The 26,315-nt window shown below is 58.7% G+C and carries 23 protein-coding genes; 12 read left to right on the plus strand and 11 right to left on the minus strand.

What is annotated here, in order from left to right:
- Positions 1-33: 33 nt before the first annotated feature.
- Both AB4X18_RS06900 and bktB read right to left on the minus strand, forming a co-directional pair.
- Positions 34-1,998: a DEAD/DEAH box helicase gene (locus AB4X18_RS06900; protein ID WP_370399393.1), complete on the minus strand. Its 1,965-nt coding sequence runs from the start codon at positions 1,996-1,998 to the stop codon at positions 34-36.
- A 133-nt stretch (positions 1,999-2,131) separates the two neighbouring features.
- Positions 2,132-3,307 carry a beta-ketothiolase BktB gene (bktB, locus tag AB4X18_RS06905; RefSeq protein WP_370399394.1) on the minus strand — a complete coding sequence of 392 codons (1,176 nt, stop codon included), beginning with the start codon at positions 3,305-3,307 and terminating at the stop codon, positions 2,132-2,134.
- 159 nt (positions 3,308-3,466) lie between these two features.
- On the opposite strand from bktB, the gene AB4X18_RS06910 reads away from it, so the two are divergent.
- Positions 3,467-4,228, plus strand: a complete 762-nt coding sequence (locus AB4X18_RS06910) for a phosphate/phosphite/phosphonate ABC transporter substrate-binding protein (RefSeq protein WP_370399395.1) — start codon at positions 3,467-3,469, stop codon at positions 4,226-4,228.
- Here AB4X18_RS06910 and AB4X18_RS06915 read toward each other — a convergent pair whose 3' ends face one another.
- Positions 4,229-5,629: a pyridoxal phosphate-dependent decarboxylase family protein gene (locus AB4X18_RS06915; protein ID WP_432817222.1), complete on the minus strand. Its 1,401-nt coding sequence runs from the start codon at positions 5,627-5,629 to the stop codon at positions 4,229-4,231.
- A gap of 236 nt (positions 5,630-5,865) precedes the next feature.
- Complete coding sequence (locus AB4X18_RS06920; protein WP_370399397.1) at positions 5,866-7,254, minus strand: MATE family efflux transporter; 1,389 nt, start codon at positions 7,252-7,254, stop codon at positions 5,866-5,868.
- A gap of 133 nt (positions 7,255-7,387) precedes the next feature.
- On the opposite strand from AB4X18_RS06920, the gene gdhA reads away from it, so the two are divergent.
- Complete coding sequence (gene gdhA / locus AB4X18_RS06925) at positions 7,388-8,734, plus strand: NADP-specific glutamate dehydrogenase (protein ID WP_370399398.1); 1,347 nt, start codon at positions 7,388-7,390, stop codon at positions 8,732-8,734.
- A gap of 48 nt (positions 8,735-8,782) precedes the next feature.
- Here the strand turns inward: gdhA and AB4X18_RS06930 are convergent, their stop codons facing one another.
- From AB4X18_RS06930 to AB4X18_RS06950, 5 genes are all read right to left on the minus strand, one after another.
- Entirely contained in the window at positions 8,783-10,006 is a 1,224-nt protein-coding gene (locus AB4X18_RS06930; protein WP_370399399.1) for an MFS transporter, read from the minus strand.
- A 120-nt stretch (positions 10,007-10,126) separates the two neighbouring features.
- The gene (locus tag AB4X18_RS06935; RefSeq protein ID WP_370399400.1) at positions 10,127-10,528 is read right to left on the minus strand and encodes a RidA family protein; all 402 of its coding nucleotides are present in this window, start codon (positions 10,526-10,528) and stop codon (positions 10,127-10,129) included.
- Between the two features lie 37 nt (positions 10,529-10,565).
- Positions 10,566-11,882, minus strand: a complete 1,317-nt coding sequence (locus tag AB4X18_RS06940; protein ID WP_432817223.1) for a TRAP transporter large permease — start codon at positions 11,880-11,882, stop codon at positions 10,566-10,568.
- Positions 11,879-12,448 (minus strand): TRAP transporter small permease, encoded by a 570-nt coding sequence (locus AB4X18_RS06945; protein ID WP_370399401.1) that lies wholly within the window; start codon positions 12,446-12,448, stop codon positions 11,879-11,881. The genes AB4X18_RS06940 and AB4X18_RS06945 overlap by 4 nt, the downstream gene beginning before the upstream one ends.
- Before the next feature lie 84 nt (positions 12,449-12,532).
- Positions 12,533-13,564 carry a TRAP transporter substrate-binding protein gene (locus AB4X18_RS06950; RefSeq protein ID WP_370399402.1) on the minus strand — a complete coding sequence of 344 codons (1,032 nt, stop codon included), beginning with the start codon at positions 13,562-13,564 and terminating at the stop codon, positions 12,533-12,535.
- A 337-nt stretch (positions 13,565-13,901) separates the two neighbouring features.
- Between AB4X18_RS06950 and AB4X18_RS06955 the strand changes: the two genes are divergently transcribed.
- From AB4X18_RS06955 to AB4X18_RS06975, 5 genes are read left to right on the plus strand one after another with little or no spacing between them, the layout of a single operon-like run.
- Complete coding sequence (locus AB4X18_RS06955) at positions 13,902-15,494, plus strand: benzoate-CoA ligase family protein (protein ID WP_370399403.1); 1,593 nt, start codon at positions 13,902-13,904, stop codon at positions 15,492-15,494.
- On the plus strand, positions 15,487-16,035 hold the full coding sequence (locus AB4X18_RS06960) for a 2-oxoacid:acceptor oxidoreductase family protein (protein ID WP_370399404.1): 549 nt from the start codon (positions 15,487-15,489) through the stop codon (positions 16,033-16,035). The genes AB4X18_RS06955 and AB4X18_RS06960 overlap by 8 nt, the downstream gene beginning before the upstream one ends.
- A gap of 3 nt (positions 16,036-16,038) precedes the next feature.
- Positions 16,039-17,688, plus strand: a complete 1,650-nt coding sequence (locus tag AB4X18_RS06965) for an NAD(P)-binding protein (RefSeq protein WP_432817224.1) — start codon at positions 16,039-16,041, stop codon at positions 17,686-17,688.
- Complete coding sequence (locus AB4X18_RS06970; protein ID WP_370399406.1) at positions 17,685-18,851, plus strand: transketolase C-terminal domain-containing protein; 1,167 nt, start codon at positions 17,685-17,687, stop codon at positions 18,849-18,851. Before AB4X18_RS06965 ends, AB4X18_RS06970 begins: the two co-directional genes overlap by 4 nt.
- Before the next feature lie 3 nt (positions 18,852-18,854).
- A complete protein-coding gene (locus AB4X18_RS06975; RefSeq protein ID WP_370399407.1) occupies positions 18,855-19,733 on the plus strand; it encodes a thiamine pyrophosphate-dependent enzyme in 879 nt (292 codons plus the stop codon).
- Positions 19,734-19,753: 20 nt separating this feature from the next.
- Here the strand turns inward: AB4X18_RS06975 and AB4X18_RS06980 are convergent, their stop codons facing one another.
- Complete coding sequence (locus AB4X18_RS06980) at positions 19,754-20,191, minus strand: Rrf2 family transcriptional regulator (RefSeq protein ID WP_370399408.1); 438 nt, start codon at positions 20,189-20,191, stop codon at positions 19,754-19,756.
- 39 nt (positions 20,192-20,230) lie between these two features.
- Positions 20,231-20,719, minus strand: coding sequence for a GNAT family N-acetyltransferase (locus AB4X18_RS06985; RefSeq protein WP_370399409.1), 489 nt, complete (start codon positions 20,717-20,719; stop codon positions 20,231-20,233).
- 243 nt (positions 20,720-20,962) lie between these two features.
- On the opposite strand from AB4X18_RS06985, the gene AB4X18_RS06990 reads away from it, so the two are divergent.
- Genes AB4X18_RS06990 through AB4X18_RS07010 form a run of 5 tightly spaced genes read left to right on the plus strand, consistent with a single transcriptional unit; the run spans position 20,963 to position 26,244 of the window.
- Positions 20,963-21,436: a (2Fe-2S)-binding protein gene (locus AB4X18_RS06990; protein WP_370399410.1), complete on the plus strand. Its 474-nt coding sequence runs from the start codon at positions 20,963-20,965 to the stop codon at positions 21,434-21,436.
- The gene (gene hcrA, locus AB4X18_RS06995; protein WP_432817225.1) at positions 21,433-23,754 is read left to right on the plus strand and encodes a 4-hydroxybenzoyl-CoA reductase subunit alpha; all 2,322 of its coding nucleotides are present in this window, start codon (positions 21,433-21,435) and stop codon (positions 23,752-23,754) included. The genes AB4X18_RS06990 and hcrA overlap by 4 nt, the downstream gene beginning before the upstream one ends.
- Entirely contained in the window at positions 23,751-24,713 is a 963-nt protein-coding gene (hcrB, locus tag AB4X18_RS07000; protein WP_432817226.1) for a 4-hydroxybenzoyl-CoA reductase subunit beta, read from the plus strand. The genes hcrA and hcrB overlap by 4 nt, the downstream gene beginning before the upstream one ends.
- Positions 24,713-24,970, plus strand: coding sequence for a DUF2249 domain-containing protein (locus tag AB4X18_RS07005; protein WP_370399414.1), 258 nt, complete (start codon positions 24,713-24,715; stop codon positions 24,968-24,970). The genes hcrB and AB4X18_RS07005 overlap by 1 nt, the downstream gene beginning before the upstream one ends.
- Positions 24,967-26,244 (plus strand): hypothetical protein, encoded by a 1,278-nt coding sequence (locus AB4X18_RS07010; protein WP_370399415.1) that lies wholly within the window; start codon positions 24,967-24,969, stop codon positions 26,242-26,244. Before AB4X18_RS07005 ends, AB4X18_RS07010 begins: the two co-directional genes overlap by 4 nt.
- The last annotated feature ends 71 nt before the right edge of the window (positions 26,245-26,315 follow it).

The raw sequence follows: 26,315 nt of genomic DNA on the forward strand, positions 1-26,315 counted from the left end.
TATTTCGCACTCAAGGCAAAGGGGTGACCTGCCTCAGGAACCCTTGGATCGTCTTGGTGTCCCTGGCCCGCCCTTGGATCCGCCTTTACCCGGCTTCGCCGCAAGCGACCGCGCCCGGTTCTTCTTGCTGCTGGCCTTGCCCTTGGGGGGCGGTGGGCCCTTTGGGCCTGTGCGGGGCTTGCGCGCACGCACTGGCTTGCCCTCTCCCGTCGCATCAGTGTTCACCGACAACTTCTTGCGCGGCGCGTCCCCTTTACTGGGGCGGTCCTCCGGCTTGGGTTTGCGTTTGCGTGGCTCGGGCTGGTCATTCCAGTCGACTGGAGGGGTTGGCTTTGGTGGCGATTTACTCTTGGGCGCAGCACGGTCTGCGGACGACCCGCGGTGCGCCGCTTTGCGCGGCCCGCCATATTCCGGCTTTGGCCCCTTCGCAAAAGACGGCGGCTTGTCGAGCGCCGTCACGGCATCGCCTTCAATGCTCATCCCTTGCCCCAGGGCCTGCAGGAAACCAGCAACACTGCTGTCCTTAATCTCCACAAGCGAATGGTCATCCTGGATGCGGATCGCACCGATGTCGTCCTTGTCCAGATTGCCAGCCTTGCACAGCATGGGCAGCAACCGCCGTGGCTCTGCTCCTTTCTGGCGTCCTCCTGAAACGGAAAACCATTTGCTGGGACCGAAGGCTTTACGCGGCTCGGGCTTTGCGCCCACTTCCGCCAATTCTTCCGGCGCGGACCGAACAGCACGATACAGACGCAAATAGGCCGCCGCCAATTGCTCAGTTGAGAATCCGTCGACCAGCTTGGTAACGGTTTCCTGCTCTCCTTCGGAAACGTCCTGCGACCAATCCGTCTCTGTCAACATCCGCTCTTCTTCGCGGGCGTTCACCTCCTCCGCCGAAGGTGCCGTAGCCCATTCCGCGCGCAGCTTTGCCATGCCCAGAATACGCTCCGCCTTCTTGCGGGTCTTGTTGGTCACGACCAGCGCCGACGTCCCTTTGCGCCCCGCGCGACCCGTCCGACCCGAGCGGTGCAAAAGTGTCTCATGGTTCGACGGAAGCTCTGCATGCACCACCAGATCAAGGTTCGGCAGATCAATGCCCCGCGCCGCCACATCCGTGGCCACGCAGACATCCGCCCGCCCGTCGCGCATCGCCTGCAAGGCATGTGTCCGCTCCGCCTGAGACAATTCCCCCGATAGCGCCACAACGCGGAACCCCCGGTTGGACAGCCGCGTTGTCAGCCGGTTCACCATCGCGCGGGTGTTGCCAAAGACAATGGCATTGGGCGCGCGGTAATACAGCAGTGCGTTGATCACCGCGTTTTCCGTATCGCGTTCGGCCACCATCATCGCACGGTATTCGATATCCGCGTGCTGCTTGGCCTCCGATTTGGTGACAACCCGCACCGCGTCCTTTTGATAACTCTTGGCAAGCTGTGCGATGGATTTCGGCACCGTGGCAGAAAACAGCAGCGTCTGACGTTCCTTGGGCGCTTCACCCAGAATGAACTCCAGATCCTCGCGGAACCCCAAATCGAGCATCTCATCCGCTTCATCCAGCACCACAGCGCGCAAGCCGCCCAAATCGATCGATCCCCGCATGATGTGATCGCGCAAACGCCCCGGCGTGGCCACAACGATATGCGCACCGCGCGCCAATGCGCGCCGCTCGTCCCGCATGTCCATGCCACCCACGCAAGACGCCAGCACCGCCCCCGCCTTGGCAAAAAGCCAGCTGAGCTCCCGCTTGACCTGCAACGCCAACTCTCGCGTAGGCGCGATAACCAAAGCAAGCGGCGCATCCGCCGGATCAAATGCTTCGCCTTCTCCCAGCAGCGTCGGTGCAATCGCCAGACCAAATCCCAGCGTCTTGCCCGACCCGGTTTGCGCGGAGACCAGCAGATCCTTGCTGGCAAGCTCCGGGTCCAGCACGGCTTCCTGCACCGGGGTCAGCGTGGTGTATCCACGGTCATCAAGCGCATCGCGCAAAGCTTTTTTCACGGGCAGGTTTCTTTTCATTGGAGGGTGTGTGGGGTCAAAGGCTGCCGCCTATCCCATCGCATTGCGGAAGTACAGCCACATGAAAAAGGGGCGCACCGGATGGCGCGCCCCTGAAACAAGGCCAGCGAAAGGATCAGAGCGCTTCAATCGCCACCGCAATACCCTGACCGCCACCAATGCACATGGTGCAGATCGCACGGCCCCCGCCCCGGCGCTCCAGTTCATACAGCGCCTTGACCATGATGATGGCCCCAGTGGCCCCCACCGGATGGCCCAGCGCAATCGCGCCACCATTGGGATTGACCTGCTCGGCGGAGAACCCAAGTTCCCTGGACACGGCACAAGCCTGTGCAGCGAAAGCCTCATTTGACTCCACCACGTCGAAATCACTGACCTTCATGTCCAGTTTTTGCAGGAGCGTCTGAACCGCTGGCACCGGGCCGATGCCCATGACTTCTGGGCGGACTCCTGCGTGCGCGTACCCCAGTATGCGCGCCCGTGGCTTCAGTCCGGCCTCCGCCGCTGCTGCTGCCGTCGCAAGCACCACTGCCGCCGCACCATCATTGATACCCGACGCATTACCTGCGGTCACGCTGCCTTCTTTTGCGAATGCAGGACGCAGACCTGCAAGCGCTTCCATGGAGGTAGCCTTAGGATGCTCATCGGTGTCAAACATCACCGCCTGCCGCTTCACCTGGATCTCCAAAGGCGCGATTTGAGAAGCGAAGACGCCGTCGCTGATCGCCTGCTGCGCGCGGCGCTGGCTTTCCATCGCGAAGGCATCCTGATCTTCCCGGCTGATCCCGTGTTCGCGTGCGACATTCTCTGCCGTTACGCCCATATGCCCCGTCCCGAAAGGACACATCAGCGCATTCAGCATCATGTCGGTGGCAACCGTATCCCCCATCTTTTGACCAAAGCGCGCCGATTGCATGATATGCGGACCACGCGACATGCTTTCGGCGCCGCCTGCCAACGCGAACGACGCATCACCAAGCATCAGGTTCTGTGTGCAGGATACAATTGCCTGCAATCCGGAGCCACACAGGCGATTCACGTTCATCGCAGGCGTGCCATCGGGGATGCCTGCCTCGATCGCCGTGACACGCGACAGGTACATGTCGCGCGGTTCCGTGTTGATCACATGTCCCATCGCAACATGTCCGATCTGATCGGGTGTCACGCCTGACCGTTCCATCGCCGCTTTGGCGACATGTGTGCCCAGCGCAGTGGGCGGCGTCGCAGCAAGGCTGCCGCCAAAGGTACCGACGGCAGTGCGCGCGCCGTCAAGAATGACAATTTCTTCCATGAACCGTTTCCTTGTGTTGGCCTCAAGCGGGGGCAATCGTTTCGCTATACCTAGGCAATCTGATCGGGAAAGGCATGTGTTGATTACAGGTCCGACGTAACGTGACGACGTGGTTGGATTGCCCCATACTGGCGGGGCGTCACGCGGGAAAGCACCTTGATGAAAGCCAGTTTGCCAATGTACGACCTGCCTGCGCTGCGCGCGGCGCACACGCGGTATTGGTCCTTGATCAGGGAGCAATTGCTTGAAGTCGGGATCAAGGCCACCGCGTCACTGAACGCAAACGGCGTTGGCTTGGACTTCTGGACAGCGCCTGACCTGATCCTCAGCCAGACCTGCGGCATGCCGTATCGGAGGCACTTGCATGGGAAGGTGCAGATCATCGGCACCCCGGATTACGGTGTGGCCGGATGCGCACCAGGCTACTACAACTCCGTTTTGATCAAGCGCCGAAATGATCCGCGAAACACGCTTGCGCGTTTCAATGGCGCGCGCGCAGCCATCAACGAATATGGATCCCAATCCGGATTTGCCGCGCTTGCCGAAGCAAGCCGCCAGGCCGATACGCTGTTCGCAGAGGTCATCGTGACTGGCGCGCATGCGGCGTCTGTCAGGGCGGTTGCCGACGGATCAGCGGATATTGCAGCCATTGACGCAGTCACCTGGGCGCTGCTTTCTACCTACGAAGCAGCAGGAGAATTCGTCACCGTATTCGAAAGCACCGCGCCCACCCCCGGTCTGCCCTACATCTGCAGTAAGCAAATTGATCGGCAACTGGTCTTCGATGCCGTCGATTCGGCAATGGAGGCCCTTGCGCCCGCTGATCGCGAAACCTTGATGCTGCGGGAATTGGTATTCATCCCGAGCGAAGCTTATACCGCCGTGCCATCACCTGCCCCCGATGCCTTGATCAAACCCTGATCAGATCTCCGATGACACCTCGGCAATAACCTCCGCGGCCAGCATGACATCCTGACGCGTCGTTTCGAACTGGCCAACCTGAAACCGGATCACCTTGCGGCCCTCATGCATACCTTGGGTCAGATAGATGCGTCCGTCATCATTCAGCGAGTCGACCAGCCTTTGCTGTGCGGCGTCGTCTCCGGGACATCGAAAGGTAAAGAGACTAAGAATGGGTTCGGTAACAATTTCGAACCCTTCCATCCTGCGGATCTCTTCACACAACTCCCGCGCCCAAGCGACGTGATTGCGAATGCGGTTGCGCAACTCCTCCAGACCATATGCCCGCAGCAGGAACCATATCTTCAACGCCCGGAAACGCCGCCCCAGCGGGATCGTCCATTCCGAATAGTTCGTCACCGCATCGCCAGATGTCTTGAGGTATTCCGGCTCAATCCTGAGCGTGTTCAGTTGTGGCCCAGCATCGGCAAGAAACTGGACAGAACAATCAAACTGCGCACCGAGCCACTTGTGGGGGTTGAACACGATGCTGTCGAACCGGTCTGCACCCACCCAGAATTCATCCCGATACTCCGGACAGATCATCGCAGCGCCAGCCCATGCAGCATCCAAATGCGTGTAAAGGTCCTCGGCTCGCGCTATCTCGGCGATCTGATCAAGGAAATCCCAGGCGCCAATCCCCGTCCCCCCGGTGATCGCGATGATGCCAGCGGGGACATGCCCCGCCTTGCGATCCTCGGTGATCCGCGACTGAAGCTCACAGGGATCCATTTCATAAGCGTGCCCGCTGGTGCCGCAACCGATCTTGACCAGATTGTTCTGCCCGATGCCCGCCACCCAACACGCACGATCAATCGAGGTATGGACCTGCTCGGAACAGTAAATCCGCAGGTGGCCCTTGCCAAACAGACCCTCCCGATTACCGGTATAGCCGGTGGCCCGTTCCCGCATGGTCAGGACTGCCGAAAGCGTCGCTGAGGACGCGCTGTCCTGAATGACGCCCGTATAGCGATCCGGCAACTCCAACGCCTGACGCAACCAATCCACCATCACGCCTTCCACCTCCGTCGCTGCCGGAGAGGTCTGCCAGAGCATGCATTGTGCCGCGACGGTCGAGATCAGGAATTCGGCCAGCATGGAGGGCGGGGCCGCATTTGCGGGAAAGTAGGCAAAGAAACGCGGATGCTGCCAATGTGTCATGCCGGGCATCACGATCTGTTCGAAATCCGCCATGATGGCGTCCATTGCCTCCCCCGTTTCGGGGGCCGTTTGCGGTAATTGCGCCGCGATCTCGCCCGGGGCTGTCTGTGCGCGCACCGGGCGGTCACCCAATGTCTTGTGATAATCAGCTGCCCAATCAGATATGTGCTTGCCCCATTGAGCGAATTCATCCCAGTTCATCAGCGCCCCTGCCTATTGTGTCCAGACCAACCCCCGCCTTGTGAAGAAGGCGCGGCCCCGACATATGTCCGACGTCCGGATCAAACACTGGCCGCCCCTTGGTTAATCATCTCATGGTTCTGCCAGCACTATGGCGTCTGTCCTTTGCAAATGGCAAAGCGAATGTATCTGCGCTGTAAGGATCATTTAAGATGCTCAGGACCATCAGTTCATGGCGATCTGTATCCTGATCCTGCTCAGTCCCGCTGGAAGCTTGTGACAAAACGTGCCGGTCGCGCGACAAGGCCAAGATCGGTTTCAAGCAGACCGACCGCGCGTGCGGCGACAACAGCAAGAAACGCAGCAATGACATTTGTCGCAATCGTTGCAGCCAATATCCCGACGAAGCCAAGGGACAACACCCCGATCCATGCCAGCGGCAGATATATCGCAAAGATACGGATCAGGCTCAGACCCATGGAATGCAACGCCTTGGACCGCGCGTTCATCGCCGCATTTGTAACCACGACAAACCCGTAGCCAAAAAGGCTCCAGCCGACGAACATCAGATATTCGCGCGTGTATTGTGCCGCTGACGCGTCAGAGGCAATCGCGGAGGCAATCACGGGTGCAAAAACGGAAAGCACAACACCGACGGCAACGCCGTAGCCCAGACAGAATATCCAGGCCTGCCACAGCGCAAGGCGTGCCCTTTCAGATTTCTCTGCCCCCCAATTCTGCCCCACGACTGGCCCGATGCCGGAGGACAAGGCGAACATCGCAACCATCGCAAGCGCCTGCACCCGTGTCGCCGCCCCAAATCCCGCAACCGCCGCATCGCCCAGTGTTGCGACCGCAGCAGTGACCAGCGCCATGCCGGCAGGATTGATCGCGTTGGAAAACGCGGCAGGTGCGCCGACCTCGACCAACTGCTTGAGGGAATCCCACACCTTGACCCAGCACGCCACCGTCACGTCCAGATACCCATACCTGATGGCAAAGAAGACCGCCGCAAGCACTGCCACGCCGCGCCCGGCGGCTGACGCCATCGCAGCCCCTTCGGTACCCAGCGACGGTATCGGCCCCCATCCGAAGATCAGCAGCGGATCAAGTCCGATATTCACGATTGCGGCCAGAAACATGATCCCCGCGGACAAAGCACCGCTGCCGTGCGCGCGAAAGATCGCATTGACGATCATCATCATAGCCAGCAACGGAAAGGAAAGCGCCCAGTACGGCATGTAGAGCGCGATCTCGTCCAGAACCTTCGGGCTTGCCCCCATCAGGCTGAACAATGCCGGGTAAAAGAGAAAGACCAAGCCAGCCAGCAGCGCTGCGAGCAGCACGCTGAACCCGACCGCATGCAAAGCATACCGTGCAGTTGTTTCCGGATCGTCCTCCCGACCCAGACTTTGGGAAACCATCGTGTTGCCACCGGCAGAAAGCCCGATGGCAAGGGAGGAAAATGCCGTCACGACCGGAAAAATGAACCCGATTGCCGCCAAGGGGGTGCCCCCCAGTTGCCCCAGGAAGTAGGAATCCACGACACCCACGCTCAACACCGAAAGGATGCCGAATGACATCGGTGCAGATACGCTTGCCAGCGCTTTCGACACCGGGCCGTCTGTTAGATCGCGTCCTGCCACAGTCAGTCCATTCCCAAATTCGATGCGCGTGGCTGCGGGGCTGGCCGCGCTGCATCCTGATGGACCTAGAGCCACCGTGCGCTAAAACAAATGGATCGGCTGCAGGTCGGCAGCGAATAGCCAAGGAGACAGGATGGCCTCGAGGGAAACCCTTGTTGCGGAATTCATGGAACGTGTCGCGGCGCGCAACACAGGACAGGATGAATTCCTGCAAGCCGTCGAAGAGGTTGCTTGCGATGTCTTGACCATCGAAAAGGCAAATTCAGCCTATGCGCAGGCCCACGTTTTCGAACGTCTTACAGAACCCGACCGCATCATCGGCTTCCGCGTTGTGTGGGAAGATGATGCAGGCCAGCTGCAAATCAATCGCGGGTGGCGCGTCCAGATGTCGAATGCAATCGGCCCCTACAAGGGTGGCCTGCGTTTTCATCCAAGTGTGAACCCATCAGTGCTCAAGTTCCTGGCGTTTGAGCAGACGTTCAAGAACGCATTGACGGGTCTGCCTTTGGGCGGCGGCAAGGGTGGTTCGGACTTTGACCCCTCAGGCCGCAGCGACCGCGAGATCATGCGCTTTTGTCAGGCGTTCATGGGGGAACTCGCGCATCACATCGGGCCGGATCAGGATGTCCCCGCGGGCGATATAAACGTCGGCACCCGGGAGATCGGATATCTTTTCGGTGCCTACAAGAAATTCGCACAGCGGTTCCATGGCGCGCTGACGGGCAAGGGCGGCAGCTTTGGCGGGAGCAAGATGCGCGTTGAGGCGACAGGGTATGGCGTGCTGTATTTCACCGCCTGCGTGTTGATGCGCCGTGACCAGCAGATCGAGGGTAAGCGCATTGCCATATCCGGCATGGGAAATGTCGCGACACATGCTGCTGAAAAGGCCATATCCATGGGTGCAACTGTGATCTCCCTTTCCGACAGCAGCGGCGTGGTTCTGGCAGAAGACGGACTGACTTCGGAAAGCCTGGAATGGCTACGCGGGCAAAAGGCGGCGGGGGCCTCCCTTGACGGCGCGCCTGCGCACCTCAAGCTCGACTTCCGCGAAGGTCTTAAGCCATGGGGGCTGACCGACGCCGAAATCGCCATGCCCTGTGCGACGCAAAACGAAATGAACGAAGATGATGCAAAGAACGCGGTCGAAAGCGGTCTGAAACTGCTTGTTGAAGGCGCGAACATGCCCCTTACCTCCGGTGCGGCACAGGCATTGCAGGACGCAGGCGTCACATACGCCCCCGGCAAGGCCACCAATGCAGGTGGTGTCGCGATATCCGGTCTGGAGATGAGCCAGAACTCCTACCGCCGCTTCCTGACTTCCGAGGAAGTTGACGCTGCACTGAAGGACATCATGCAACGTATTCACGACACCGCCGCAGCAGAGGGCCGGGACGGCGATCAGATCAACTATCGCAGGGGTGCAAACATCGCCGGATACCGCAGGGTCGCCGACGCAGTCTGCGCCTATGGGGTCTTGTAAGTAGGCTGGCCGGTCTTTTTCGTGCGGCCTGCTTGAACAGCGGTCACTTCAGGTTGTCTCCGCCTGCACCTCTGACAGGCGGTAAGCCACCAGCACGGCCAGACCGCTCAGGCAGCCCAGAATGGCCAGTACAAATTGCGGCCCGAAAAGATCACTGATCAGTCCAAGCGCACCTCCCATCAGAAGCATGATACCGATGACCGTGTTCGACAGCGCCGTATAGACCGACTTCCTCCCGTCTGTATCCATGTCGGTAAGGTGCGTTTTCCGACCTGCCCGCGCGCCATGATAGGCAATCTGCGCAATGAAAACGAACGCGGGAATGAACCAGTTGCTGCTGTTTCCCATTCCGATAATCCCTGCAACCGCCGAAAAGATCAGAGTGACGGCGGAAACCGCGCCAGCGGCCATCAGGGTCTGTCGGCTAGACCGGTCGGCAAAGGCGCCCCACAGATAAGACGACAGGATCGCGGCCACCGATGATGCAATCATCAGGACGCCCAGATTGCCCAAGTCAGATGTTTGCACATTGCCAAGCAGGACCAGAAAGGGCGGCGCAAGTGCCGTTGAAATCAACAGCGCTCGCGCAGCGATGTAGGTCTGCAGTTCCGGATCGTCCTGCAAGGGTTCCAGCAAGGAGCTCAGGCTGCGGTTGTCGGCACTTGCAGTTTCGTCTTCAGGTTCATCAAGTTGCGAAAACGCACCGGCACCCAACAGCCAGAACATGCCGGCAAGCGCGACCACACCTGAAATCACACCAGCGTTCAAGGGCAGGATGTCGACGCTTAGCAGAATGGCAAATGCAAACACGGCAACAGCAGCAATCGTGCCCGCAGCCCCGGAGATCTTGCCCCGCTGACCTTTCTTGACGGTGCGGGCCAGCACGTCCTTGTAGCTAGCCGAACAAGCGGATCGCGCAACGGCCAGCACGGCAAGGAAAAGCAGGATCAGCCAGCCTGCCAAAGCACCGGAAAACAAATATGCGGCCCCTGCCATGCCAAGCGCACACACACCTTGAATCGCCGATCCCGCAACCCAGAATTTCTTTCGCCTTTTGCTCCGCTCAATCAGGCGCGCCAGAAGAAGCTGCGGCAAAAGCGCACCAGCCTCGCGGGTTGGCACCAACAACCCGACAAGGTATCCCGGCGCGCCGATGGCATTCAGCAGCCATGCCAGCACCAACTTCGGGTCGATCATCCCGTCGGCCGTTTTCGTCAGCACGAGGGACGAGATATGGATAATTCGGTTCTGTTTGCTTTCGGTGGCAGCCATCTTCACCCTCTCGGTCATTGGCCTGAGCTAGAGCGAGACAGTGATATGCCAAGATTGATACGATCCTTTCAGGATCATTCCGGGTATCTGCTGCCAGTCTGACGCGCGCCCGAAGGGCTATCAATCGATGTCGAGAACCGCCGTTGCTTCGATCTCCAGCAAGGCGCCGGGTTCGATCAATCCGCGCACCACGACCAGCGACATGGCTGGAAAGTGGTGCCCGAAAACCTTACGGTACACGGTCCCCACTTCCGCTTGATACATCAGATAGTCTTCGGCATCCGTCACATACCACGTCAGCCTGACAACGTCCGACACCTGTCCCCCCGCAGCCAGAACGATGGCGCGGATGTTCTTCAGCGCCTGCGCCATCTGGCCGATGAAGTCATGTGTCTGGAACACCTCATTTTCATCCCACCCTACCTGGCCCGCAACGTGCAATATGCCATTTTTATCCAGAATACCGTTCGCGTATCCTTTTGGCTTGGCCCAGCCTTCGGGCTGTATGATCGTGCCGGTCATCGATCGCCTCCTCCTTTTGCACCGCGATGTCTGCGCTTCAATTGCCAATAAGGAACAGCGTGATTGCCGGGAACAGAACCAGCAGGACCACGCGCGCCAGATCGGACAGAACGAAATACCCCACAGCTTTGTAGGTTTCGACGATCGGTGTCTCCGTATCCATCGCGTTAATAATAAACAGGTTCATCCCCACGGGTGGCGTGATCAGGCCGACTTCGACCACGATCAGCACCAGAATGCCGAACCAGATCGCGACATGTTCTTCGGTCATCCCGAAATCCAGCACCAGGATCACCGGAAAAAAGATCGGGATCGTCAACAGGATCATCGACAGACTGTCCATCAGGCAGCCGAAGATCAGATAGAATATCAGGATCAACGACAGGACCGTCCAGGGGCTGAAGCCCTGACTGACCACGAATTCCGACAGCTGTTGCGGTACTTCGGTAAAGGCCAGAAAGCCATTATAGAAACTTGCGCCCAGGATGATGAAAAACACCATCGCGGTGCTTTGTGCGGTGGTCAGAAAGCTTTCGACCAGTGTTTCACGGTTCAGCCCGCCGTTGATCAGCGCAATCAGACCCGTCCCAAATGCCCCAACCGCTGCCCCTTCAGTCGGCGTGAACCACCCCAGATAGATTCCGCCCACAACCAGACCAAAAACCAGCAGAACGGGCCAGACATCCACAAGCGCGCGAAATCTGTCCATGACAGGGATAGGCGGGCGCGTTCCAGCCGCATCCGGATGCACCCGCACGTAGATCGAGATGGCAAGGACATATCCAAAGGCTGCCAGCACGCCAGGCACCACGGCGGCAAGAAACAGCTTCGCGATGTTCTGTTCGGTCAGGATCGCATAGATCACAAGGACAACTGAGGGCGGGATGAGAATGCCAAGTGTTCCGCCGGCGGCAAGGGTCGCGGTCGAAAAGCCGCCTGCATACCCGTATTGCCGCAACTCCGGCAACGCGACGCGCCCCATGGTGGCCGCCGTCGCAAGGGAACTGCCGCAAATCGCGCCAAATCCTGCGCAAGCCCCCACAGATGCCATCGCGACCCCGCCACGACGATGGCCCAGAAAACCTTCCGCCGCCTTGAACAGCGCCGAACTCATACCGCCCAGCGTGGCGAAGTGGCCCATCAGCAGAAACATTGGCACAATCGACAGGGAGTAACTTGAGAACGTGGAGTAGGTTTCGCTTTTCAGCCGAGCGAATGCGATGTTGGTGCTGCCGGTGACAATCGTCAGTCCGACGATGCCGACCAGAAACATGGAAAGCCCGATTGGGATGCGGATGAAGATCAGCACCATCAAAGCGGGAAAGGAAAGAAAGCCGATCTCGAGCGGGCTCATAGTCCCGGCCCCAGTTCGTCCCGAATAATCCGGTGGCCCAGCAGGAATTCTGCGGTTCGCACTAAGGCCATGTAAACGCCTGTAAGGGCCGCCATCACCGCGCCACTGAAACTGAGGGCATAAGCCCACCAAATCGGAAATTGCAGCAGGAACGTCGTTTCGCCGTACCGCCTTTTGGAAAGCATGCCGTCAAACAGCCGCCATGCGATGAGGATAAGCACCAGTGCGAACAGGATCTCTGTGATCATCATCAACAGCCGATCGAGCCACGGCGGAAAGGAATTTGCCAGAATATCGACAGAGGCATGTCCGGAGTTGACCTGGCAAAGGGGCAAAGCGGCAAAAACCGCGAAGGCCACACCTGCCTCTACCAGTTCGAAGTCACCCGTGATCGGCCCAACTCCCATATCAAGGGCCCAGGTCGACAGGCCTGGCATCCATTCTGCGATCCATCCATGGAACATCCCGTTCAATGCGCGCCCCAGAACCGAAACACAGGTGATGATGATGAGACTGCCCAGAACAAGCCCACCAATCACTGCGATGATGCTTGCTGCGTTTTGCATGACCCTGTGCATGGATGCCCCCCGACCGAGCCTGAGAAAAGTTGGGAAAAGGTGTTGCGCCGGAATGCGGCGCAACACGAAGAATTATTTGTAGGCGGCCATCAATGCCTTGGCCTCGTCGATCAATGCTTGACCGTCGATTCCCTTGGTCTTCATCTCTTCGACCCAGGCAGAAGTGACTGGCGCTGATGCAGCAGCCCATTCCGCCGATTCAGCCTCAGTCAGCGTGATGATGTTATTGCCACGGTCCACGGCAAGCTGACGCGAAGGATCGTCGTAATCCTGCTGCGTGCCCCCCGCAAAAACAGAGAACTTCATGCCTGAATTCTCGTCGATGACCGCTTTGAGATCATCGGGCAGGCTGTTGTATTTGTCGTGGTTCATCACAAGGACAAACGTAACAGTATACAGCATCGGGCCCGTGAACTCCGTATGGTTGCTGACAAGCTCCGGCACTTTGAGCGCCTTGGTCACCTCCCAGGGGATTGTCGTGCCATTGATGACCTTCTTGGATAGCGCCTCTGGCACGGCGGGTACGGGCATGCCGACCGGTGTTGCGCCCAACTCCTTGAGCAGCGCGTTTACCTGCCGTGATGCGCCGCGCACTTTCATGCCATTGAAGTCGGCAGGTTTGCGAACAGGCTCAGCCGAATGGATCACACCGGGGCCATGGACCCAGACACCCAGCACCTTGACGTCCTTGAATTCGGTCGTTTCCATATGCGATTGCATCATTTGCCAAAAGGCTGAAGACGCAGCACGCGCGTCCGTCACGAGAAACGGCAATTCAAAGACTTCCGTGGACGGGAACCGGCCCGGCGTATAGCCGACGACGTTCCACGTGATGTCAATTGCGCCGTCAATGACCTGATCGATCAACTCGGGCGGCTTGCCGCCCAGTTGCATCGACGCAAAGCGCTTGATTTCGATCCGGTCGCCGGACGCGCGCTGAACCTCATCTGCCCAGACATCAATGATCTTGCTGGGTATCGTGGCCTGCGCCGGCAGAAAGCTTTGCAGGTTGAAGGTGTAGTCGGCGGCATGGCCTGCCTGTGGCATGCACAATGCGAGCGCTGCACCACCGAGCATTCCTTTCAGTGTTTTCAATATGGTCATTTGTTCCTCCCTTGACCGTAGCGGATGCAACGTTTGCCCCGCGCCGCACGCATCCTTGTACGAAGCAGGTGGCAGAGGCGGCGAATGTCGCATCGGCCCTTTTCAGGTTCTTCAGGCAGGGATGCCCCATATCGTCAGGTCCCGGCCCTTGGCCTCTGTTATCCCTGAAGTGCATGCGCCTTTCTATGTTGCGGCGGTCAGCGGCGTTGATCTGCCACCATCGAAACCGCCTGTATCAGGGTCACAAACAATTCAGCGATTGCACTCCAGCTTAAATATGTATTATAGTACTACAATACCTTTTAGCAAAATGGAAGCGGTTTGAGAGGCTGCGTCTATGTTCAAAAAGAAACACTATAATGCTGCGGAGATCCTTGTTGATCGGAACATCACACGTGGGCACGGTGACAAGCATGCCTTCGTCGATCCCGAACACACGCTGACCTACTCCGAATTGCAGCGCGCGACGAACAAGGTGGCAAATGTCCTGACCAAAGGTCTGGATATTCACCAGGAGACGCGGATCGCCATTCTGATGCTGGACACCGTCGACTATCCTTGCGTCTTCTGGGGCGCGATCCGCGCCGGGATCGTCCCGGTTTGTCTCAACACGCTCCTGACGGCCAAAGACTATCTTTACATGCTGCAAGACAGCCGCGCACAGGCGCTTGTCGTATCTGCCGGATTGCTGGACGTCGTGAGACCGCTGTTTGATCAGTTGCCGTATCTTGACCATGTGATCGTGGTCGATGGCGACACCCAGACAGATCAACCCTACCCGCTGCTGTCGACCTTGATGGCCGCGGCCGACGATACATTTGAAACCGTCGAAACCGATCCTGACGAAACCGCGTTCTGGCTCTATTCATCGGGCTCCACTGGTGCGCCCAAAGGCGTACGCCACGTCCATACGAGCCCGGCCTATGTTGCAGATAACTATGGCCGCCACGTGCTTGGCATCCGTCAAACCGATATCTGCTTCAGCGCGGCAAAGCTGTTTTTTGCCTACGGTTTTGGTGCCAGCATGGCCATCCCGATGTCGGTGGGTGCGACGACAGTCCTGCTGCCGGATCGACCCACGCCTGCGACCGTCCTTGATATTCTCAAGCGTTTCAACCCAACCCTGTTCTTTGGCGTACCGACCTTGTACGCCGCGATGCTGGCCGAGCCGGACTGCATACCCGAAAACAGTTCGGAGCAGTTGCGTCTGTGTATTTCTGCGGGCGAAGGTTTGCCCGAAGACGTTGGCCGAAGCTGGGAAACCCGCATGGGTGTGTCCGTGCTGGACGGGATCGGATCAACGGAAATGCTTCACGTGTTTCTGTCAAATCACCCCGGCGATATCCGCTATGGGACATCGGGGCGCGAGTTCCCTGGTTATAGGCTGCGGTTGGTCGATGATGAGGGTCACGACGTACCCGACCGGGAGTTGGGAGAGCTGCTGGTGTCAGGCGGATCGGCCGGGGACGGGTACTGGAACCAGCGCGCCAAATCCCGCGCGACATTTGCGGGGGAATGGACGAACACCGGTGACAAATACTTCCGCGACGAAGAGGGTTACTATCACTACTGCGGGCGCACGGATGACATGTTCAAGGTGTCGGGACGCTGGGTTTCTCCGTTTGAAGTTGAACAGGCGATCGTTTCGCATCCCTCCGTGATCGAAGCAGCCGTCGTCGCCCATGAGGATGATGACGGACTGATCAAACCCAAGGCATACGTGGTCCTTGGTAAATCCTGCAAAGCCGAAAACTTCTTCGAAGATCTGAAAGCCCATGTGAAGGCCGAAATTGGCGTCTGGAAATATCCGAGGTGGGTCGAAGCCGTAGAGGATTTGCCCAAGACTGCCACAGGCAAGATCCAACGCTTCAAGCTGAGGGAAGGCGCCAGCGTTGTTTCCACGCCCGAATCCGGTGACATCCATGCTTGAAATGATCATTCTGGGCAGAGGTGGCCAGGGCGCGCAGACAGCAGGAAACCTGCTGGCGCGCGCGTTTTCTGCGCAGGGGCGGTATGTGCAGGCATTTTCCACCTATGGCGGCGCCCGGCGTGGCACGCCTGTAATGTCGTCGCTTCGGGTTGATGAAAAGCGGGTCAGACAACGGTGCAACATAACCAAAGCCGACGCACTTTTGTGCTTTGATGCCAGTCTGCTGGAAGCCGCGTTCCTTGATCAATCTGCCGAAGACGCGCTTGTGGTCGTCAACACTGGATCGTCGGCACAGGCGCTGAACATCCCGGGCGACCGACGCGTGGTTTGCGTCGACGGGAAAGCCATCGCACGGCGCAACAATATGGGGAAAGTCGTGAACTCCGCCCTGCTTGGGGGCTTCTGCGCCGCCCTTGGTCAGCCGGACATCGAAACGCTTGCCCGCATCATCGAAGACACCGCGCCTGCCAAGAAACGTCAGAACGTCGCCGCGTGCCGCGAGGCATATGAACTGCTTGCCCCAGTTGCACAGGAAGGCTGAGACATGGACGACATGCATTCCCCTATTTGGACACATCTGACCAGTCAGTCGCGCATGACCGGTACATGGCGCAGCGCCCTGCCCCGATATCAGGATCAACCGTCGCCTTGTCTGGGTGCATGCCCGGTGAACGGCAGGATTGCGGAATGGATGAACCAGATCAAGGAAGGCGATCTGCATGGCGCGTGGGTCACCCTGACAGACAATAACCCGTTCCCGGCGATTGCCGGACGCATTTGCCATCATCCCTGCGAAACGGCCTGCAACCGCCGCGACCATGATGAAACCGTAGGGATATGCAGTCTGGAGCGCTTTGTCGGAGATACCGCCTTGCAAGAAGGTTGGCGTTTCCCGATGCCCGCACTTGAGCGTGCGCAATCCATTGCGATCGTCGGCAGCGGCCCGGCCGGCCTGTCGGCTGCGTACCAATTGCGGCGCAAGGGGTTTCAGGTATCCCTGTACGAAGCCAAAGGTCAGCTTGGCGGATTGATGCGCTATGGCATCCCCGCTTACAGACTGGCCCGCGATGTGTTGGATGACGAAATCAACCGCATCATCGAAATGGGCGTAACGCTTCATATCGGACAGGACGTCAGCGGTGCAGCCAAACTGAACGTCCTTCGCAAACGCCATGCTGCCGTATTTCTGGCCACGGGCGCTGCGCGACCCAAACAATTGCCCACGCTCGACTACGACCAGCCATGGGTCGTCGACAGCGCTCTGTTCCTGGCTGCCGAAGCGCTGGAACAGGCGCAATGGGTTGGCCGGCATGTCCTTGTGATCGGCGGAGGCAGCGCCGCGATGGATGTCTCGCGCACGGCCCGCCGCCATGGCAGCGACGTTACCGTTCTGACGCTTGAGGGAATTGATCAACTGCCCGCACAGAGCGCCGAAATCGAAGAGGCCAAGGAAGAAGGTGTGCGGTTCGAGACAGGCGCAATGCTTCTGCAAGCCGCGCAATCAATGGGCGCTGTAACGGCACAGTGTCAGCACGTTGAATTCATACCCGCCACTGCGACCCGCACTTTCGAAGTCACGCCACTTCGGAGAAGTGAATTCAAACTCCATGTGGATACCATCATCCCCGCAATCGGTCAGGATGCCGATCTGGTCAACTGGGGCGACATGCTGGCCCCGGATGGCCCGGTGATCGATACCGATGGTAATATGCAGACAAGTTGCAAGGGCGTCTTTGCCGGGGGCGATCTTGCCAGTCTGAGCCGCTTCGTCACGGAGGCAATCGGCATGGGCAAGCAAGCCGCTCAAGGCATTGCCGCTGCACTGGATGACACAACCCCGAAGGCGGCACCGCAAATCAATCTGAGTGTCAGGAATGATCGGATCAACACCGCATATCAACAACCCCACAAACGCACACGACAGACCCTACAGCCCATAGAGACACGGCTTGAAAGCTTTATTGAAGCCCAGAAACCTCTGACTGCCGATGACGCGCGAAGGGAAGCAACCCGCTGCTTCAGTTGCGGGACCTGCATCTATTGCGACAATTGTTATTTCTATTGCCCCGATGTGGCGATCTCAAAGGTCGACGGTGGCTATGTGGTGGATCCTGATTATTGCAAGGGGTGCGGCCTTTGTGTTGCCGAATGCCCGACCGGCTCCATCCACATGGAGGAGGACGAAAGCCTATGAATGCCCCTGCATTTCCCCAGAACATGGAGCTTCTGAATGGCAATCACGCCGTGGCTTGGGCGGTGCGACTGGCCGGGCCGGACGTGGCACCGCTTTACCCGATTACGCCCCAGACGCCGATCCTCGAAAAGCTGATCGAATTTAAGAGCGCGGGTGACTTTGACGCCGAACTGCTTACCCCTGAATCGGAGCATTCCGCAATGGCAGCGGCGATTGCGGCCTCCGCCACGGGCGCAAGGGTGTTCACCGCCACGTCGTCGCAGGGGTTGATGCTGATGCACGAGCTGCTCCATTACGCATCAGGCGCACGCACGCCCATCGTGCTTTTCAACGTCAATCGCACGCCTGCCTCTCCGTGGGGCTTCTGGCCGGATCAGATCGACAGCCTGTCACAGCGCGATACCGGATGGGTCCAACTTTATTCGGAGGAACCACAGGAATCGCTCGATATGACGATCCAGGCGTTTCGCATCGCTGAAACGGCTAACCTGCCTGTGATGGTCAATCACGATGCCTTTTATGTGTCCCATTCCGTTGAACCGGTCATCCTTCCATCTGCCAAAACCGTGTCCCGTTTCTTGCCGCGCCAAACGCGCGACATCACACTTGGCGATGGCAGTGGTCGATCCATGAACGCGCCGGTTGACCAGCAATCCTGGAACCAGTCTCGCAGGAGCCTTCATACCGCGATGATGGAAGTGGAAGCACTGGTGACGCAAGCAGGGCAAGACTGGGAGGCGGAGACTGGCCGCGCGACCGGTCCTATTGAATGCTACCGTATCGATGGTGCAGACGTCGTGTTTGTCACCATGGGCAGCATGTGTGGCACGGCCCGGGAAGCTGTGGACCGTCTGCGCGCGGAAGGGATCAAAGCTGGCCTTTTGAAAGTGCGCCTTTTCCGCCCGCTACCGGAGGAGTTGCTGCGTTCGGCACTGTCGCAGATACCGCACGCTGTCGTTCTGGATCGCAATTGCGCGCCCGGGGCAGGCGGTGTGCTGCATCAGGAACTGAAGTCGGCACTTTTCGAAGCAGCGCAATCCCCGCAGTTGCATGGATACATGGCAGGCGTGGGCGGGGTCAGCGTGTCGGTGGAACGCCTTGAAGCACTGGCAAAGTCAGTCCCGAACCTTGCGCCGCAGGCGCAGTCCCAATGGTTGGAGTAGGTCGTGGAAAAGATCAAATACACCGATAACGGCCAATTCTGTTCAGGGCATGTGGCCTGCGCGGGGTGCGTCGAAGCGCTCTCGATGCGCGTCATCCTGAACACGCTGGGCACAGATACCGTCGGCGTCGTCGCCCCGTCCTGTTCAGCCGTCATTCTGGGCGGCCATCCCATGAGCGCAGCAAAAACCCCGTTCATACATGGAACGCTTGAATCTGCTGCTGCCTCGGCAAGCGGTGTCAAACGGGCCCTGAAGGCGCAAGGGCGGGACGATACCACCGTGTTGTGCCTTGCGGGCGATGGCGGCACCTATGACATCGGATTGCAGGCCCTGTCATCGGCTGCAGAGCGGAACGAAGACATATTGTATGTCTGTTTCGATAACGAAGGGTACATGAACACCGGCGGGCAAAAAAGCTCCTCCACGCCAAGAAACGCAGCAACAGGAAGCACGCCCCTTGGCAAAACGACCCGGAAAAAGAACCTGATCGAGATCCTGGCCGCGCACCGTATTCCTTACATCGCCACCGTCAGCCCCTCACACCTGAGCGACATGGCGGAAAAGATCACCAAGGCGAAATCGATCAAGGGCATGAAGGTAATCATCGTCCTCATCCCGTGCCTGCCCGGCTGGGGTCTTGCGGATGACGCAGCCGTCGTTACCGCACGTCTGGGGGTAGAGACCGGCGTTTTCCCGTTGCTTGAGGTATTCGACGGCATCCACCTCAACATGACGGTTTCGGAAAAGGGCCGCTCGATTGATGACTATCTTGCCCTGCAAAAACGGTATCGCCACCTCAACGACGCAGATCGTAATCTTCTGCAGGAAGAGGTCGATGAAACATGGGCGCGTCTGACCGCAAAAGCGACCAATCCAGCCTGAGAAAGTGGTTTCTTGCCGGATCAGACCGACATTTCTTCGCTCTTCTGAGCTCTGAGCTTGCGATGCCGCTCCACCTGCTTGAGCAAGGTCGCAATCGTGATTGACCCATAAGTCGCAAGGGCCATATCGTTGATCTCTTTCGACACGTCAAACATTGCCCATTCTTCATCGGTTGCCTTCGTGGGGTCATTGAGCTTGCACTCGTTTGTCGTGTCCTCGAACAGGCTGATGATATCCAGCAACGTCAGCCGCTTGGCATTCCCGGTAAAGCTGTACCCGCCACCAACACCGCGGATCGATTGCACCAACCCAGCCCGGCCCAGCGTGATGAAGACCTTCGCCAGATGATGCGACGACACACGATACTTGTCACCAATTTCGGCCGTGGAGATCTGTCGGTCCGGATTGCTGGCCAATTCCATCAAGGCATAGATTGCAAGGCGGCTGGATTTTTGCACGGTTCATCCTTTTTCTAACGCACGAAGTGGTGCGAATTTTCACTCATCAAGGTCCATCTCAAACTGGATGTACGGACCTGCGAACATCCCCTCACTTCTGAAGAACGCCATATGAAGCGGGTTTTCGCGCTGCACCATTGTGCGAACCTTGGTGATGTCGATCTTGCGAAACTCATCACATATGGATCTGAAAAGCGCCTCGCCAACTCCCTTCTGGCGATTGTCAGGGTGAACGGACACCGCGAAAATCCAGCCGCAGGGCTGCGATCCGAATTCCCAACCCCGCACCTCTCCGACGATGAAGCCCAGGATGTCCGCATCTCTGTCCTCGGGTGCTTCAGCGACGAGGAAAAAGCGTTCTTCAACATGGCGGGAACCGTACCGCTCGAAAATGTCCTGCCAGTAGTCCGGTTTCGGCTGCCCGGTGATCCGCGCATCCAGATCAACGACCCGATCAAGATAATCGAGACTGGCCCGGCTGATCTTCAACGGGATATCAGCGGCCCCGTTATCCGGTAATTCACTCAAAATTCTGCCCTCGATCTGCGCAAGCATCAACTTGCGGAATATACCCCGGTCATTGCGGATTCTCGATATCTGGTCCGCACTGCAGAGCCATTGCAACCGATCCGGGTGTCGGTTGCAAGCACCGGCGGAAGATTCGTTGATCCACAAGGCGGCGCCGGAAATACAGGCTATGAATTTTCGTCATAATCGGTATATTAGTACCAAAATAGATATTTACCTATAGAAAATCGAAAGGTCGCTGAAATGAAGCGCATTATCACCTTGAATATCAACGGACGCCCCGTCGAAAATGTGGTCCCCGACAGTCTCCTTTTGATTGACTTTCTGCGCGACGGTCAACGGCTGACAGGCACCAAGAAGGGCTGCGATGGTGGTGAATGCGGGGCTTGTACCGTGCTTGTAGATGGCGCGCCAACACTCGCCTGCATCACGCTGGCTGCATTCTGTGATGGCAAGACTGTTGAAACCATAGAAGGACAAGCCAAAGGCGGGAAATTGTCGCCACTGCAACGGGCCTTCCATGAAAACCTCGGCGCGCAATGCGGCTTTTGCACACCGGGAATGATCATGGCCGCCGAAGCGCTTTTGCGCGAAACCGCTGATCCCGATGTGAGTCAGATCAAGGCCGCCCTTGCAGGCAACCTGTGCCGCTGCACAGGCTATGCGAAGATCATCAAATCTGTGCAGGCCGCCGCCACCTCCGGAGCAGAGGCATGAACAAGAAGGCCGCGCACCCCCTTGTCGGTCGCCCCGCGCCCCTTGTCGATGGCATCGAGAAGGTTACCGGGCAGGCAAAATATACCGGTGATCTGGACAGCCCCGAAACGCTGGTCGGTCGGATCTTGCGTGCGCCCGTCAGTCATGGGCGCATCCGCGCCATCGACACATCCCGCGCAGAGGCACTTGATGGCGTCAAAGCCGTCATCACCGGCCAGGATTGTGACAAGACCTATGGCGTCATCCCGATCGCGATGAACGAATACCCGATGGCCCGCGACCGCCTGCGCTATCGCGGGGAGCCGATTGCCGCCGTCGCCGCAACCGATGCAAGGACGGCTGAGAAAGCGCTCGGCCTTATTGATTTCGACATCGATGAGCTTCCCGGTTGCTTCACCGCTGCCGAGGCGCGCGCCGCTGATGCACCCCTTTTGCATGATGACAAACCCGGCAACCTTGAACGCGAAGTCCATCACAGCTTTGGTGACACGACCAAGGGGTTTGCCGAAGCGGATCTTGTACAGGAGGCAACTTTCGACTGCGCAGAAATCAATCACGCGCAGATGGAGCCGCACGCCGCGCTGGCCGAGTACGATCCGGAGCGGGATCGCCTGACCCTGCATTCCGTCACCCAGGTCCCGTTCTATGTGCACCTGACGCTCGCGCGTTGCCTTGATATGGACAGTTCGAAAATCCGCGTTGTGAAGCCCTTTGTCGGCGGCGGTTTCGGAGCGCGAACAGAAACCCTGAACTTCGAGATCATCGTGGCACTGCTGGCGCGGAAAACTGGCGGCAAGGTGATGATGCAACTGAGCCGTGAGGAAAGCTTTCTCACGCATCGGGGTCGGCCCCGAACCCAGGTGAAACTGAAGATCGGTCTGACCCAGGACGGTAAGATCACGGCCACTTCATGCGAGGTGGTGATGAGCGGTGGCGCCTATGCCGGATACGGGATCGTGACGATCCTTTACGCCGGGGCCTTGCTGCACGGGATCTATGACATCGCCAACATCCAGTATGACGGTTACCGCGTGTACACCAATCATCCGCCCTGCGGTGCCATGCGTGGTCACGGGACCGTCGATGTGCGCCATTCATTTGAGGTACTGCTGGACCGGATGGCCCGTGCGCTTGGGCTTGATCCTTTCAGTGTACGCCGTTCAAACCTTATGAAGGCGCCCACTTTCACGCCAAACGGACTGATGGTGAATTCATATGGTCTTGCCGAATGCCTTGATAAGGTTGAAAAGGCCAGCGGCTGGACCCAACGCAATGGCAAGATGGGCAAGGGTCGTGGGTTGGGCATGGCCTGTTCCCATTACGTATCCGGCGCTGCCAAACCGGTGCACTGGACCGGCGAACCGCATGCCGTTGTTTCCATGAAGCTCGATTTTGACGGGGGGATCACGGTCCTGACCGGAGCCTCGGACATCGGGCAAGGGTCAAGCACCGTTGTCGCACTGGCGGCCGCAGAAGTGATCGGTGTTTCAATGGATCGCATCCGGGTGGTGGCAAACGACAGCGTGATCACCCCCAAGGACAACGGATCCTATTCCAGCAGGGTTACTTTCATGGTGGGTAACGCCGCCATCGAAGCGGCCCGCGCCATGCGGGCAAAGCTGGTCGCCGCTGCGGCGGAACTCCTTGATACTCCCGTCGACACTGTTGAGAGCGCCGGGGAGACTTTCTTCGTCAAGGGCAGTTCCCAATCAGAGCTCGACTTTCACGACGTCGCCATCGCCGCCCTGGCCAAGGAAGGCACGATCACTGTCAAGGGAACATTCACCACACCGGTGGAGGCACAGGGCGGCAAGCACCGCGGCGGCGCGGTCGGGTCAACCATGGGGTTCTCCTATGCCGCGCAGGTGGTCGAGGTCAGCATTGACGAAGCCACGGGGCAAATCAATGTCGATCACGTCTGGGCGGCACTGGATTGCGGATTTGCCATAAACCCGCTGGCGGTCGAGGGCCAGATCGAAGGATCGGTCTGGATGGGAATGGCGCAGGGCCTGTGTGAGGAAACCGCTTATCTGGAGGGCCTGCCCGCGCATTCGAACCTCACCGATTACCGCTTTCCCACGATCGAGGATTCACCTCCTATCGACGTACAGATTGTCGAAAGCATAGACCCGCTGGGGCCATTCGGCGCCAAGGAGGCTGGCGAAGGGGCGCTTTCGGGCTTTCCCCCCGCACTGGTCAATGCGGTCGCTGATGCGATGGGTCTGGATCTTGATTTTCTGCCACTCACCCCGGACCGCGTCCTGGAAGCACTGATCAAATACAAGCGCAGCCAGCGCCGCAAGGAGGCTGTGACATGACCGAAACCATGCCGCAGTTCACGCTCATGCGCCCCTCGACGGTTGAGGATGCTGTAAACGCCCTTCAGACCAAGGCAGGCGCCATGCTGTCCGCTGGCGGTACAGACCTGTTTGTACGTATTCGAAAGCAACTTGCCGAACCACAAACGCTGATTGATCTGACGTCCATCGAAGAGTTGAACGGCATCGCGCAAACCAAGGAAGGCCTGCGCATCGGTGCAGGCGTCACTCTGAATGCAATCGAAAACTCCGACCTGCTGAACCGCGACTACACCGCCTTGGCGCAAGCGGCGGCGACCGTGGCCGGACCAAGCCACAGGCAGGTCGCGACCATTGGCGGCAACGTCTGCCTGGATACCCGCTGTGTCTATTTCAACCAGAGCCACTGGTGGCGCAAATCCAATGACTTCTGTCTCAAATACGCCGGCGACACCTGCCACGTGGCCCCCAGCGGCAACCGGTGTCGCGCGGCGTTCAGCGGTGATCTTGCCCCTGCGCTGATGGTCCATGACGCTGAAATCGAAATTGCCGGCCCCACCGGGCGGCGGCGCGTTCCCTTGGACGACTTCTATGTCGAGGACGGCGCAGCACACCTTGGCCTAATGCCGGATGAAATCGTGACTGCGCTTCATATGCCAAAGTCAGCACGGGCTTCTGGGTATGGCAAGATCCGTGTCCGCAAGGCAATTGACTTCCCCCTGGCTGGCGTGGCAGTGGCGCGCGAGGGCCATGGGAACGACAGCAGGCTGAAAGTGGCCGTGACAGGCACGAATTCCCGGCCCTTTCTGATCGACATATCTGGCCTGTCGACAGCTTCCGCTGAGGATCACGCGTACTTTGCCGCGTTGGAAAAGCACATCCAGAAGGCCGTATCGCCACAACGCACCACAATGATTGCACCGCACTACAGGCGTTTGTCAGTCGCGGCATTGACCGCGCGGCTGGCGAGGGGGCTGTGATGAGCGGCGGCATTCCCGGCAAGCACTGGCAGGCAGCAGATGGCCTGCATATCGATACGCGGGGACTGCCTCCGCCCGATCCTCTGATCGCGGTTCTTTGGCATATCACGCAGCCCGGTCAAACCGATCCAATCATTGCACACTTCGACCGGGATCCGATCCATCTGTTCCCTGAATTGGCCGGTCGGGGCTGGCTGCATGAATACGGGCCTTCGGACAAGGACGAGGTCCAGCTGATCCTGAGGCGCAGCCAATGAGCATGGCGGGCGGATTCCTTGGTGATGCCGGTGACCGCCTTCTGCCTGCGGCAATCCCGTTCAGGTTCTTTGGTGCAGCGGTTGCCTTTCATCTTCTGGCATGGGCAGTCATGTTTTTTGCCGCAAACGACATCGCCGGCTTTCGCGGTGGAACTGGGCCCGTCCTTGCTGCGATCCACTTGCTGACGCTGGGGACTTTGACCATGACGGCCATCGGGGCCAGCCTGCAGTTGTTCCCGGTCGTGACCCGGCGTGCATTGACCCGCAACTGGCCCGGCCATTTGTGCTTTGCCCTGATGCTTCCTGCCGTCGCGCTGCTGTGTCTGGGGATGGCGCTTAGTCACAGCACCCTGATGGCGGTAGGCACCGTATTGGCTATTGCCGGGCTCGCGGTGTTTGTCCTGCTTACGGCGGATAACCTGCGCCGTGCTGGCAGCATTCCTGCGATCGCCGGGCATGGGTGCGCGGCGCTGGTTTTCCTGATCGTTGCTGCCACCTTGGGAAGCATGTTGATCTGGGATATCGAAGCAGGATTTCTTGCAGACCGCACCGGTATCGCAGTTTTGCATCTGACCCTTGCCAGCTTTGGTTTCATGGGCGTGTTGGTGCTTGGGCTGAGCCTTGTTCTGATCCCGATGTTCGTCCTGTCTCGCAGCCCCCCATCAACACCCGGCTGGATACATCTCGGCCTTGCGGCAATCGCGTTGCTGGCGATCTCATGCATCGGTATCGGCGCACCAGACGTGCTGATCTGGCCTGCCCTTGCCGCAGGGTCAGGAGCCGTCGGTGTCTATTTGTGGACTATGGTCACAACGCTGAGAACCAGCATGCGCAAACGCCTTGGCCTGTCCTTTTTGTTGATCCGGGTGTCCTGGGGCTTTCTGATTTTGGCATTGCTTCTTTCCTGGTTCCATTATGCCGGGGGGCCTTTGGCAAATGCGCCTGCACTGATCGGGTTTGTGGTGCTGGCCGGTTGGCTCCTGACTTTCCTTTGCGGCGTGCTGCAGCGCATCATGCCATTTCTTGCGTCTATGCATGCCGTTGGCAAATCCGGCATGCCGCCCTTGCTGTCCGATCTTACAGCCGAAGGTCCGCTCAGGTTCCACGCGATGTGCCATTTCCTGGCCATTGGAATGTGTTGTGCCGGGATTATCCTGGATCAGCCCATGCTCCTACAGATCGGCGCGGCCTTTGGCGTTGCAGGTGCAACCGGCTTCGCCATCTTTGCCGCAATGGTCGCACGCAAAGTGGCGCAACCCCTTCAGTCAGATTGAAACACACGCCCTGCCGCACCGGGCCGACTATCCCTTGCAATTGCTATTATGGTATTGTAGTACTAGTATAC

Origin of the sequence: Sulfitobacter rhodophyticola (genome assembly GCF_041281685.2) — a bacterium.
In the GTDB taxonomy this organism is placed as follows: domain Bacteria; phylum Pseudomonadota; class Alphaproteobacteria; order Rhodobacterales; family Rhodobacteraceae; genus Sulfitobacter.